Source organism: Loktanella sp. DJP18 (assembly GCF_049310965.1).
In the GTDB taxonomy this organism is placed as follows: domain Bacteria; phylum Pseudomonadota; class Alphaproteobacteria; order Rhodobacterales; family Rhodobacteraceae; genus Loktanella.
On record NZ_JBMERN010000049.1, the window covers coordinates 1 to 12,535 of the forward strand.

Genomic DNA, 12,535 nt, shown 5'->3' on the forward strand with positions numbered 1-12,535 from the left:
CAGAAGGCCGCTTGATCCGTCAGACGGTCATACCAATGCAAAAGGGCCAACGAAAGTCGGTCCTTTTGCGTTCGGAGTCCTGCCTGCCGGACGTCAGCTGTAGGATTAGTAGTCGTGGCCGGCATCGCGGTCCATATACCGGCACTTGTTCAGCACAATGCCCAACACATTGGTCTGAGTCGCCAGTTCACGTTCGCAGGTATCGATCTCGCGCAGGGTGCAGGAACCGGCGGCGACAACCAGCAGCGCGCAGTCGACCTGCCCTATGAAAGCCATCGCATCGTCATTGGTCAGCATCGGTGGCAGATCGAACAGGGTCAGCGTGGGATCGAACTTGGCCTCGATTTCGGCAAGCGCAATGCCGACGGACGGACGTTGCAACAATTCCGCCGAATTGCGGATCGGGGTCTGGTTCAGCCCCAGCGCCACGTTCGGCCGGGGCCGGATCGCTTGGTCAGCGAAATCCGCGTCGCCCTGCAGGACGCTGGCAAAGCTCCGGCTGCCACTCAGCCCCAAAGTGCGGGCCAGCGACGGCCGGCGCATGTCGATTTCATTCACCACAAAGCGCAGATCGGTCTGCCGGGCCAGGCTGAAGGCCAAGTTTAGCACAACCGTGCTTTTGCCGCAGGCCGATGTGGGCGACGTGATCGCCAGCCGCCGCCAGCCGTTCGCGCGCATCTCTTGCATCACCCGGGTGCGCAGTTTGTCGAACTGCGCCATCCCCTCTGCCGTTTCGGCCGCCGTCACGATGCGGTGCCGCTTGAGCAGCTTGGCCGGCGGCGCAAACGTCGCTAGCTTTTTCCAGGCCTCGGTAACGGCTGCCGCGGCTGCTGCGGCGGGAGCGACCGGTGCCGTGGTCGCCTGCGCCTGCGATGGCGGGCCGGCGACATCCTGATCGGTCCTGGCGGCACGCGCCTTGGCGATCGCGCTCTGGATCTTTTCCATGACGGGTGTCCTCGTTAAAGGCCGAGACGGCGCTGGACCGCCTCGAGAAGGGGTTCCAGGGGCCGGACATAGGTATCGACATACCAGAGCACCGCAGGCACCGCCAGCAGCAAGACCAGACAGACGCCTAGCACGATCAACCAGCGGCGCCAGATCTGCTGACGGGTGCGCAGGTAGGGCACCGTGACCAGCGGCGTAATGTCGAGCCCGCCGATCAGATCGGCCGGGCGGCGGATCGCGGTGTTCAGAAGTTCGAGCAGGATGATGAACCCAAACCCCATGCCGAGGCCGCTGGCGAAGCCCATCGCGGCCAGCTTCTTGCGGTTCGGGCTGGTGGGTTCGGAGGGCGGCACGGCCTGTTCCAGCACGGTGATGCGCTGGCCCTTGGACAGGCTTTCGATGACATCGCCGGTTTCGGCCTGGGCCTTGTTCGCCACCGCCTGGTCGTAGCGGGTGCGCAGGTTGTCGTAGTTGCGCTGTAGCGTGCCTAGTGTCACGGCATTCGCGGGTGTCGCCGCGATGGACGCATCCAGCGCATCCAGCACTGCCTGGATCTGTTCCTTCTGGCCCGTAATGAACTCGAGCTGGCCGTCGATATCCGCCAACTGCAGCTCGTAGGCCGTCATCGGCTGACCGTCGGGGTTGTTCAGTGCGCCGTCGGCCGCCACGGTCTGTTCCAGCGCGTCGATCTGCCGGCGTAGCACCGCGACACGGGGGTTGTCCAGCGACAGCACGGCGACCGACGTGGCGTATTGATCCTGGAGCTCGCGCAGCCGCTGCGCCTCGGGCGTCATCGCCTGCGGCTGGGTCAGTGGTTCGATATTGCCGTTCTGTTCATAGAGCGCAACCAGCCGGTCGCGCCGGTCACGCAGGGCGTTTTCATCCCGCTGCTGTTCCAGCAACCGCTCCTGCGCCGCCGACTGCTGCGTGCGGCGGAACTCGAGGCTTTCCGGCAGCGCGTCCTGGTTGGCTTCCTGGAACTGCAGCAGCTGGCCGTTCAACTGGGTCAGGTCCTGTTCCAGCTGGTTGACCTGCTGGGTGAAAAAATCCAGCGTCTGCCCGGAGACCCCCGTCCGCATGGAGACGTTTTCCTGCAGCATCAGTTGCACGACATCGTTGGCCACGTTGGCGGCCAGCGCCGGGGTCGGACCGCTGAACGAGACCGAAACGATGGTCGCCTGGGTCTGACCCCGGATGGCACTCCCGCCTTGGGTCACGATATCGATGCGCTGGCGCATGTCGGTTACGATGTCGTCCGGCGTCATCGGCGTGTCGGGCGTCCCTGCGCCTTGGTAGATGCCCAGACGGTTGGCCATCTCAAGCAGGGTGTCCCGGGTCAGGATCCGCTGTTCGATGATCTGCAGCTGTTCGGTGGCATCGGTGCGCACGGTCGATGACGCCATCTCGTCGGGAATCTGTTCTGATTCCACGACCAGCCGGGCCTGCGCCTCGTAGATGGCGGGCGAAATGATCGCCACGGTCACGCCAAGCGCGGTGCCAGTCGTCAGCAAAAGCAGGAAATAGGGCAGCCTGCGCCAGAAGATGGCCAGATAGAATCTCAGATCCGTCATTGCGGCGCACTCTTTCCTTGCGATTCGTGAAAGACGGCATCGATATCAGTCTCGGCACCACCCCCGAAAAACACCCCGTCTCCCAAAACCTGATGAACCGTGGTACCAGTCACCTTAAGCTGATCATCGGTATAGGCGTAAAGCAGCGACAGATCACATAGCTGGTTGATCAAGCGCGGCACGCCTGCGGTGGCGGCGTGGATCATCTCGATCGCCGCGGTCGTGAAGATCCGGTCGGTCGTGCCGGCGACCCCCAGCCGGCGTTCGATGTAGGCCTGCATGGAATCCAGATCCAGGCGCGGCAGATGAAAGCTCGACGCCACCCGCTGCGCGAATTGCGACAGACCAGGCTGGCGAACCAGGTCGCGCAGTTCGGGCTGACCCACCAGCACCAGTTGCAGCAGCTCGTCCTTGCCCGAGTTGATGTTGGTGAACATCCGCAGTTCCTCAAGCGACTCGCGGGTCAGGTTCTGCGCCTCGTCGAAGATCAGCACGACCCGGCGGCCGGCGGCGTATTCGGCGATCAGGAACCGTTCGAACTGGCTGAACAGCGCCACGTAGGTATCGTCGCCCGCGACCGGCTGGTCCAGCGCCTGCAGCACCCAGCGCAGCAGCTCGCCCCGGTCGCCGTGGGCGTTCGAGATCAGCCCGATCGTCAGATCCGCCGCCACGTTGTCCAGCAGGTGGCGCAGCAAGGTTGTCTTGCCAGCCCCCACCTCTCCGGTGATCAGGGTGATCGGCGCGCGGGTCAGCAGGCCGTATTCCAGCATCGTGTAGGCACGCATGTGGGCCTTGGACCAGAACAGGAACTCGGGGTCGGGCAACAGCGAGAACGGTCGCTGATGCAGCCCGAAGTGCGCCAGGTAGATATCCATTGTCGTGGCCATGTTCATCGCGTTCCGTCTGCCCTGCGGCCCTGCTTTGTCTATGGCTGCAAAATCAGGCGGATGTTCGACATCTGTCGCAGCGTCGTGGCTCTACCCTATGCGTTGCGATGAATCCAGACGCATCGCCGACTCAGCCCCTACCGGAGGGTAGAAGCGCGTGTCGCAAGGTAAAAGCAGTGGCATGCAGGGCCAACCCGGTTTCAACGGCATTTATTCCTGCCCGGCGACAATCCGCCAGATACTAACCCTTTGTTTTCAAAAACGCTTAAGTTTAGGGATTCCGTCTTATTTGGCCCCAAGGTCCTGTGATTTAGGGCAGATATTAGATACAATAACGACATTAATTGATTCTATTTAGTAATGACGATGTGGGATGCGGGCGGATCGCACTAGATCGTCAACGAAAAGAGTAATAGTAGTTCAGATAGCGATGGGTTCGTGATTTTATGGCAACACATTTTCGGAATCTGTCGTCCGAAGAAGCTTCCGCCGAGGTCGACGGCCGTCTCGTATTGGTTTCCACGATCGTAGTGCGTCGTCCCTATCTCAGTTTCGCCAAGCGGGTGATCGACATCGTGGCGATCATGCTATCGTCGCCCTTCGTGGTGCCGCTTGTCCTGCTTCTGGCGCTGTGCGTGGTGCTGGATGGCGGCAAACCCTTCTTTACCCAGGATCGACTGGGGCGGAACGGCCGAGTCTATCGCATCTGGAAGTTGCGCACGATGGTCAGCGACGCCGAGGCCCGCCTGCAAGGCTATCTGGACCACAACCCAGACGCCAAGACCGAATGGGATTCGCTGCAAAAGCTCAAATGCGATCCCCGGATCACCACGTTCGGTCGCCTGCTGCGCAAGTCGTCGCTGGACGAGCTGCCGCAGCTGTGGAACGTGCTGATTGGCGATATGAGTCTGGTCGGACCGCGCCCGATGATGTGCGACCAACGTGTGATGTATCCCGGCACCGCCTATTTCGACCTGCGCCCCGGGATCACCGGCTACTGGCAGATTTCGGCCCGCAACGAAGGCACGTTCAGCGAACGGGCCTATTTCGACACGCTCTACGCACACGACGTGTCGCTGCTGACCGATCTGCGGATTCTGGTCGCAACGGTGCGTGTCGTGATACGCGGCACCGGATACTGACCGCAACCGACATGTGAAGTCGGCCCCCCGCCCTTTTGCTTTGCCCCGCGCGTCGGGCATGACATGAGAGAGCCTATCGGACGTTCGTTGATCAGGAAAATCCACTATGCTGTCATTTCGCCATCTCACGCTTTGCGTCCTGTTGATCTTCGGGACGGTCGGCTTGGCCGGCTGCAAGAACGATGCCGAACGGGCGGCAGACTATTTCCAGTCAGCGCAGGCGCTGCTGGCCAGCGGCGATGTTGAGAGGGCCAAGGTCGAACTGCGCAACGTCTTCGAAAACGACGCCTTCCACGAACCGGCCAGGCGTACCCTCGCGCAGCTTCTGCTGGACGACGGCGACCTGGCCGGGGCCTACCAGCAGTATCGCTATATCGCCGAGGCGCAGCCGGACCTGGCCGACGTGCGCCTGACCATGGCCGAACTGGCGCTTAAGCTGGGCGACCTGACCGAGGCCCGGACCCATTTCGCCGCCGCCGATGCAATCGTGCCGGACGATCCGCGTGCCCGCGTGCTCAAGGCGGCCTTCGACTATCAGAATGCGGCCGACAGCGGCGACAGCGCCGCCATGTCGACGGCGGCGGACAAGGCCGGGATCCTGTTGGCCGAACTGCCCGATAACGAGATCGCGCAACGCGTCGTGATCGACAGCCTGCTACAAAGCGGCGATCCCCAGGCAGCCCTGCCCGAAATCGAAAAGGCGCTGACGCTGACGCCCGACGACTATCAGCTGAACCTGCTCAAGCTGCGCCTGCTGAATGATGCCGACAACATAGCCGGCACCGGCGCACAGCTGCAGACCATGGTCGAACTGTTCCCCGACAACGAGGAACTGGCCGGCGACCTGATCCGCTGGTATATGTCCCAGAACGACACGGCGGGGGCGGAATCCTTTCTGCGCGACTTGGCCGGGGACGACACCGGCCCGATCGACGGGCATCTGTCCGTGGTGCAGTTCCTGCAGGTGACGCAGGGCGACGCCGCCGCCCGGGCCGAACTGGACCGGCTGGCCACCGCCAATGCGGATGCCGACAACGCCGACATCTACCGGGCGCTGGCCGCAGTCATCGACTTCGGCCAGGGCCAGAAAGACGGTGCCATCGCCACACTGGAAGGGATCCTGGCCGACGCGACGGCGTCCGACCAGACCAGCCGGATCCGCATGATGCTGTCGCAGATGCTGGCCGAAACCGGCAACATCGTCGGCGCGCGTGCGCAGATCGAACAGGTGCTGGCCGCCGACCCCACCAATGTCGCGGCGCTCAAGATGCGGGCGGCCGGGGCGATCCGCGACGACGATCCGACGGCCGCGCTGGTCGATCTGCGCGCCGCCGTCGATCAGAGTCCGCAGGACGCTGAGATCATGACCCTGATGGCCGACGCTTATATACGCGACGGCAACAAGGATCTGGCAGGCGAACGGCTGGCGCAGGCGGTTAACGTATCGAAGTCGGCGGCACCGGAATCGCTGCGCTACGCCCGCTTCCTCCTGCAGGACGGCCGCAATGCCGCCGCGCTCAACGTGCTGGCAGATGCCCGCACCGCCAACCCCGGCAATGTCGAGATCCTGTCCCTGCTAGGCGAACGGCTGCTGGCCCAGGAAAGCTGGGTGCAGGTGCAACGGGTCATCGGTGATCTGAACGAGGCCGGTACCCCCGCCGCGACCGAAGCCGCCAAGACCCTGCAGACCGCCCTGCTGGTCGCGCAGAACCGGCTGGAAGAAGGCGTGGACTTTCTGCAGGGCGCGATCACCGGGGGCGATGCCGACACCCGTACCGTGCTGCAGATGATCCAGCTTCAGCTGCGCGCGGGCGACATATCCGAGGCCCGCCGCGTGCTCGACAGCGCGCTGGCCGCGACCCCGGATGACGATGCGCTCAAGCTGCTGGATGCAAACCTCAAGGCTGCCGAAGGGAATGTCGCGGGGGCAGAAGATGGCCTGCGCGACGCCATCGCCCGCTTGCCCGAGGCCGAGGCACCGGTGCAGATGCTCTACAACCTGCTGCGCGGCCAGGATCGGACCGCCGACGCCAGCGACGTGCTGACCGCGGCGCTGGACCGGATGCCGCAGGCTGGCACGCTGGCCGTGATGCGCGCGGGCGAGCTTGAGACCGCGGGCGACATCGAGGGCGCAATCGCGATCTACGACGATCTCTATGCCCGCAACAGCGGCAACGTGATCGTCGCCAACAATCTGGCCAGCCTGATCGCGACCCACCGTGACGATCCGGAAAGCCTGGCCCGGGCCGAGGCGATCGCGCGCCGCCTGCGCAGCACAGACGTGCCGGCCTTCCAGGACACCTACGGCTGGATCGCCTACCGGCAGGACAACCTCGACGAGGCGCTGACCTATCTCGAATCCGCCGCCGCCGGTCTGCCGGACGATCCGCTGGTGCAGTTTCACTTGGGGATGGTCTATGTGGCACTGGATCGTCCCGCGGATGCCCGGCCGGTGCTGACGCGCGCGCTGGAAATCGCGGGCGACAGCACCCTGCCTCAGTTCGCCACCGCGCGCGAAACGCTTGCAGGCCTGCCGGCGGCCACCCCCGAAGCGGGGACCGACGCCGCGGTCGGCACCGGATCCGACAATTGATCTGTGGCCCCAAGGGCACTAGATGGCCGCCCGTTACGAATTGCCGTTCCTGCGGGCGGTGTGGCGCGCTAGGATGCAGCCTAGCGCCTGCGAGGCGCTCCACTCTCGTGTCAAAGGTTTCGCGATGACCCTGCTTCGTTTTCTTTTTATCACCCTCGCCGCGTTGACCTTCGGTGCCGCAACCACGGCGCAGGCGCAGGACGCCTATCGGCTCAAGGCCGGCGACATGTTGCGCATCGAGGTGGTCGAGGATCCGACCCTGAACCGTGTCGTGCTCGTGGCGCCTGATGGCCGCATCTCGCTGCCGGGGGCCGGATCGGTACAGGCTGGTGGCCGGACGGTCGATCAGGTCATGTCGTCACTGGCGACCCAACTGGGGCCGAACTTCGCCAATCCGCCCACCGTCTTCGTCGGGCTCGATTCGCTGGCACCCCGCATTCCCGCGACCCCGCGCCAGCCGGTGCCCGACCCGGTGATCAAGGTGTTCGTGCTGGGCGAGGCGGCCAATGCCGGGGTGATTGAACTAGAACCGGGGACGACCCTGCTGCAGGCTTTCGCGTCCTTCGGCGGTTTCACGAATTTCGCCGCCACCCGCCGCATCCAGCTGCGCCGGGGCGATACCATCTACGAAATCGACTACGATTTGATCGTGGCCGGACTAAGCCCCAACGGCAACGTGACCATGGCCGAAGGCGATGTGATCGTCATCCCGCAACGCCGCCTGTTCGAATAAGATCGCTGGGGTGGAACGCCTGATGGCGCGTACCGTGATCGGATTCGGCACTGCGGCCCTGGCTGTGGCCCTGGCGGCGCCACTGGCAGCCCAGGAAGCGCAGGACGGCGGCATGCAGCTGACCTTTGGGATCAGCCAGAACCTCGGCATCGGCCGCAACCCTAATCTCGATCCCGGCGGCTCTGACATCTCGCCGGTGGCGACGACCAACCTGTCGCTGGGCTACCTGACGCAGACCCGGAACCAGCGGCTGGCCATCGACCTGCAGGGCGGGTTGCAACTGGACGACGCGGGGGCCGAGCTGGCGGCACCGCGGCTGTCCCTAGGCTATGCCCGCACCGCGGCGGATGCCGACCTGACGATCAGCGGTGCGGTGCAGCGGACCCGTGTCGACAGCCTGCGCAGCCTGGCCGATTTCACCACCGCGGACGGCACCGTCATCCTGCCAGCCGATCTCGACACGCTGACGCTGGACGGCAACCGCACGACTGCACAGATCGGGGCGCAGGTGACCTGGGGGAAGACGGATCCCGCCGGCTACCGGCTGGGCGCCAGCCTGGCCAGCGTTACCTACGACGGCCAGGCCGCCACCGTCGAGCCGGATAGCCAGACGCTCAGCCTCGACGGCGGTGTGCGGCTGGACATCACGCCGGTCTTGCGGGCCGACCTGGGCCTGCGCTATGCGATCTACGACGAAGACGGCAGCCCACGCACCGATCGGGTGGGCGGCACGCTGGGGCTGGCCTTCGACCGGCCGGTCGGCGCGCTTTCGGCCAGCCTGAGCGCCGACGAGACCGATGACGGCACCCGGTTCGGCCTGCAGCTGGGCCGGACATTTGCCCTGCCCGGCACGGCGCTGACGCTTGGCGCGGGCGTCAGTTTCGCCCCCGGCGGGGGCACCGATCTTACCGGCCAGCTCAGCTATCGGTATGCGCTGCCGACCGGGCAGATCGATCTGTCTGCCAGCCGCGGCTATGCCACCGCCACCGACGGCACGGAACGGCGCCTGACCACCGCGCAGGCCAGCTATGGCCAACAGTTGACGCCGCTGTCGTCGCTGCAGATCGGCTTCGGCTATGCCGAAACCCGCGACGATACCGGCGACACGGCCCGCACCGCCAGCCTGTCTGCCTCGCAGTCGTTCCAACTGACGCCGGACTGGGCGCTGTCGGCGGGCGTGCGCAGTGAACTGCGCGATGAAACCGGGGTGGCCCGCGCACACAGCGAGACCGGGTTTCTGTCGATCGGACGCACCTTCACCTACCGGCCATGACCGACCAGCCCCCCGCGCCGGCCGATCCCCAGCCTCTGCCGCGGCGGCGGCTGGGGCCTGCCCTGTGGAGGTTTCCGCTGGCGGTGGCGGGCGTGCTGGCGCTGATCGTCGTGATCGAACTGGTGCTGCAGGCCAGCGACCGCGGCTGGATCGGCACGCTGCGCTGGCGGTCTCTGGCCTATCAGTACGGGGCCTTCTGGCCGGGCCTGCTGGGCAACTGGACCCCGAACTTCGCTGCCCAGTCCTTGACCATGTTCGCGACCTACGCGCTGCTGCATGCCGACATGGGTCACATGGCCGGCAATGCGCTGACCATCGTCGGGCTGGGGCAGATCGCCTGCCAGCGGGCCGGCCAGCGCGGATTCCTGATCATCTACGCGACATCAGCCGTCGGTGGCGCGCTGTGCTTCGCCCTGCTCAGCCGGTCGCCGCAGCCGATGGTCGGTGCGTCCGGCGCCCTGTTCGGCCTGGCCGGGGCCTGGACCTGGTGGCTCTGGCGCGACTGCGCGCTGCTGCGGCACGGCGGACTGCAGGTCCTTGGCGTCATCGTCTTGCTGGTCGTGCTGAACCTCGTCGTCTGGATAAGCCTGGACGGGCTGCTGGCCTGGCAGACGCACTTGGGCGGTTTTCTGGCCGGCGCGGCGACCGCCTGGGCCCTGCCCGACCGCTTGGCACCGGCCGGGGCACAGAACCGCCGGATTTAGGCAATGTTCATCGCCGGCCTGTATGACGCGCCATGGCACGTCGCTGGCACATCTTGCATCGAGGACCCGGTATTGATCCTGTGGCTGGGCATCGGGTTCCTGACGGGCCTGACGGGGACGGTCTGACGCTGATCTGAGGTCAAGGCCCGCTGGCGGCGCTGCTGGCCTACGCCGCCGGCGGCATGGCCGGGATGGACGGCGGCGTGGCTCTGACTGCTACCCGGCATTACCCGCCGCTCTAGGGACCGCCTGCGCACGTCGGCGCGGTAAACGGGACCTCAGTGTTGGTATTCCCGTTCGAGCAGTGCCACGGCGTATTCCAGAGTCTCGCCTAAGCCCCTGCCCTGCTGATCCACCACAGCGCAGATGGTTTGAGAGGCATGAATCATTGCCCAATACGAATCAGTAATTCGAATCACCCTACACCACATCATCACTGGCGGGGCACTGCCGTCATCGGACCGGGAACGCACCTTCGGCGACATCGTGAAAATCGCGCTGGAAGCGACATTTTCCTGAGTTTGAGGATCGGTGGGGCAGAATTGTATCGTTTTCCGGCCCCTACGGGCTCTCGCCTCCACGACCTACCCTTCATTTTAAACCGAAAACCCGGCCCAAAGATTACTGGCTGTCAAGCATTTCTTCGTGACTCGGCGTTAAGAATTTGTTATGACAACTTCATTGTTGTGGCAAATTTGTGGCGATCCATCATCCTTGCCCAAACTTGTGTTCTTCTGAAACTTTTGCTCTTCTAGAGGAGGCTATAATGAAATCATCTACATTTCGGAACGTCACCATGGCTGCGGCCGCAGTCATGTTGATCGGTGGCGCTGCCAACGCTGCGACGATCAATTTTTCGGACGGTACAAAGACCGGTCAGACCTATGTCGAAGACGGATTTCAGTTCGTTCCTGCTAGTCTTGACAGTGCAGGTGGCGATAGTGGTGTGAGCGGACAGGATTGCCCGTTTTTGGCCCCCGCAACGTCTTCCGATCCAGCCTGCTTGAAGATCACCGCGGGTGGCAACGGTAACGCAAATTTCTCATCAACAACTTTGAGCCGCGTTGATGGCCAAGCTTTTGATCTGTTCGATTTCCTGTTCGAGTTTACCGGACTGGTGGACAATGGGAGCTTCACTGTGAGCAGCGCAAATGGCAGCGCATTCATCACTGCAAACGATGATGACACCGACGGGTTGGAGAACAACGTGTCATACTCGTTCGCCTCAATTCAGGACCTTTCGCCACTCTTCACGAACGTGTTTTCTGTGAACTTTTCCGGAACTGACGGCGGTACGCTCCGCATAGACAACCTCATGGTAACACCAGTCCCGGCCCCCGCATCGGCTCTGCTGCTGCTGGGTGGGCTTGGTGCACTCGCCCTGCGCCGGCGCAAGAAATCCGCCTGACTTCAGCCATGACGAAATGAAAGGCCCGAAGGATACTTCGGGCCTTTTGCATCTCCGAGGGCTCTGTTGAACTTTCTATTGGTGCCAAACGTCTTACCTCGGCGCATTATTCTAGCTGCTCTATAGCAGACCCGCCTATGGCTGAGTGCCGCCTACGCACGTCGGCGCGGTAAACGGGACCTCAGCGGCGGTATTCCCGTTCGAGCAGCGCCACGGCGTATTCCAGCGTCTCTCCCAGACCCCACCCCTGCTGATCCGCTACGGCGCAGAACGCAGCGATGGTATCCGGTCGCGCCTTGAGGTTGAATTGCGCGTTGCGCCCTGTGCGACGGCGGCGGACCGGGACAGGATCGGCCTGAGGTGGTGCCACCGGAGCGGCTGCCGGCGTGCTACCCCCCTGCCCTGCCGCCTCGCGGCTGCTGAAACCGGTCCGTTCGGCGACCGCGCGCGCCAGCGCCGCCTCGGGGCGCTGGCGCGTTTGGGGCTGCGGATCGGGGGCAAAATCGCTCAGGTCCAGTGCATCTGCGGTGTCGGAAAATCCAAGATCGGCACGGCTCCGGGTCATCATGCCGTCTCCCGCGCGGCGGCGGCGGCCTTGGCGGGCGGGCGCAGTCGTTCGATCACCTCGGCGGCAAAGGCCCCGGCGTTGACCCGCGCCTTGGCGACATTGCTGACGCCGGTAACCGGCAGATCGGCCAGCAAGCCGCCGTAGTCGAAGATGTCGCGGAACGCGGCGCGCTCGACGATGGAGGTGTCGAACAGCGGGATGTCGGAGGCCGCGAGCTGGTCACGCACGTTGCGCAAAGACCGGCTCATCATCGCGGCGCTGGTCCGGGTCAGCAGCACGCCGTGCGGGATAGGCCGGCGTGTCATGCGTTCTTGGTTGCGGATCAGGCGGATCATCTTGGCCGCGCCCTTGGCGTCCATGGATCCACCCTGTGTCGGGATGATGACCAGGTCGGACATGCCGATGGCGTTGGCGACCATCAAGCTGGCGGTCCCTTCCAGGTCGATGATGACGAACTGCGACCGCGCGGCCTCGTCCGCGATCAGATCGACGATGCTGTCCTCGGTCACCTCGGACATGATACGGATCCGGTCGGGCTTGCCGGGCAGCTTGGCCCATTGCGAAATCCAGCGTTCGGGGTCGGCGTCGATGATGGTGATCTGCGCCTGATGGCTGGCCAGTTCAGAGGCCAGCAACAGCGCGGCCGTGGTCTTGCCGGCGCCCCCCTTGGGGTTGGCGAATGCGATGACGGGCATGGGTCTGCTCTCCTGC

Annotated in this window: 12 protein-coding genes; 7 read left to right on the forward strand and 5 right to left on the reverse strand. The window is 64.3% G+C overall.

All coding sequences use genetic code 11. The features are described 5' to 3' along the window. Nucleotides 1-105: 105 nt before the first annotated feature. The 3 genes from ACOI1H_RS14275 to ACOI1H_RS14285 are packed head-to-tail and all read right to left on the reverse strand — an operon-like array spanning nucleotide 106 to nucleotide 3,409. Nucleotides 106-945 (reverse strand): CpsD/CapB family tyrosine-protein kinase, encoded by an 840-nt coding sequence (locus ACOI1H_RS14275; RefSeq protein ID WP_422438430.1) that lies wholly within the window; start codon nucleotides 943-945, stop codon nucleotides 106-108. Nucleotides 946-959: 14 nt separating this feature from the next. Continuing rightward, nucleotides 960-2,516: a GumC family protein gene (locus ACOI1H_RS14280; protein WP_422438431.1), complete on the reverse strand. Its 1,557-nt coding sequence runs from the start codon at nucleotides 2,514-2,516 to the stop codon at nucleotides 960-962. Beyond that, nucleotides 2,513-3,409 (reverse strand): ExeA family protein, encoded by an 897-nt coding sequence (locus ACOI1H_RS14285; RefSeq protein ID WP_422438433.1) that lies wholly within the window; start codon nucleotides 3,407-3,409, stop codon nucleotides 2,513-2,515. Before ACOI1H_RS14285 ends, ACOI1H_RS14280 begins: the two co-directional genes overlap by 4 nt. 440 nt (nucleotides 3,410-3,849) lie before the next feature. Between ACOI1H_RS14285 and ACOI1H_RS14290 the strand changes: the two genes are divergently transcribed. The 7 genes from ACOI1H_RS14290 (at nucleotide 3,850) to ACOI1H_RS14320 (ending at nucleotide 11,256) form a co-directional block, all read left to right on the forward strand. Continuing rightward, entirely contained in the window at nucleotides 3,850-4,545 is a 696-nt protein-coding gene (locus tag ACOI1H_RS14290) for a sugar transferase (protein WP_422438434.1), read from the forward strand. A 106-nt stretch (nucleotides 4,546-4,651) separates the two neighbouring features. Beyond that, nucleotides 4,652-7,138, forward strand: coding sequence for a tetratricopeptide repeat protein (locus tag ACOI1H_RS14295; RefSeq protein WP_422438435.1), 2,487 nt, complete (start codon nucleotides 4,652-4,654; stop codon nucleotides 7,136-7,138). 124 nt (nucleotides 7,139-7,262) lie between these two features. Further along, nucleotides 7,263-7,871, forward strand: coding sequence for a polysaccharide biosynthesis/export family protein (locus ACOI1H_RS14300; protein WP_422438436.1), 609 nt, complete (start codon nucleotides 7,263-7,265; stop codon nucleotides 7,869-7,871). A 22-nt stretch (nucleotides 7,872-7,893) separates the two neighbouring features. Continuing rightward, nucleotides 7,894-9,144: a hypothetical protein gene (locus ACOI1H_RS14305; protein WP_422438437.1), complete on the forward strand. Its 1,251-nt coding sequence runs from the start codon at nucleotides 7,894-7,896 to the stop codon at nucleotides 9,142-9,144. Then, entirely contained in the window at nucleotides 9,141-9,848 is a 708-nt protein-coding gene (locus tag ACOI1H_RS14310) for a rhomboid family intramembrane serine protease (RefSeq protein ID WP_422438438.1), read from the forward strand. The genes ACOI1H_RS14305 and ACOI1H_RS14310 overlap by 4 nt, the downstream gene beginning before the upstream one ends. Before the next feature lie 3 nt (nucleotides 9,849-9,851). Then, nucleotides 9,852-9,974 (forward strand): hypothetical protein, encoded by a 123-nt coding sequence (locus ACOI1H_RS14315; protein WP_422438439.1) that lies wholly within the window; start codon nucleotides 9,852-9,854, stop codon nucleotides 9,972-9,974. Between the two features lie 640 nt (nucleotides 9,975-10,614). Further along, complete coding sequence (locus ACOI1H_RS14320) at nucleotides 10,615-11,256, forward strand: VPLPA-CTERM sorting domain-containing protein (protein WP_422438441.1); 642 nt, start codon at nucleotides 10,615-10,617, stop codon at nucleotides 11,254-11,256. Nucleotides 11,257-11,437: 181 nt separating this feature from the next. Here ACOI1H_RS14320 and ACOI1H_RS14325 read toward each other — a convergent pair whose 3' ends face one another. Then, nucleotides 11,438-11,824, reverse strand: coding sequence for a hypothetical protein (locus ACOI1H_RS14325; RefSeq protein WP_422438443.1), 387 nt, complete (start codon nucleotides 11,822-11,824; stop codon nucleotides 11,438-11,440). After that, nucleotides 11,821-12,519: a ParA family protein gene (locus tag ACOI1H_RS14330; protein WP_422438445.1), complete on the reverse strand. Its 699-nt coding sequence runs from the start codon at nucleotides 12,517-12,519 to the stop codon at nucleotides 11,821-11,823. The genes ACOI1H_RS14325 and ACOI1H_RS14330 overlap by 4 nt, the downstream gene beginning before the upstream one ends. Between the last annotated feature and the right edge of the window lie 16 nt (nucleotides 12,520-12,535).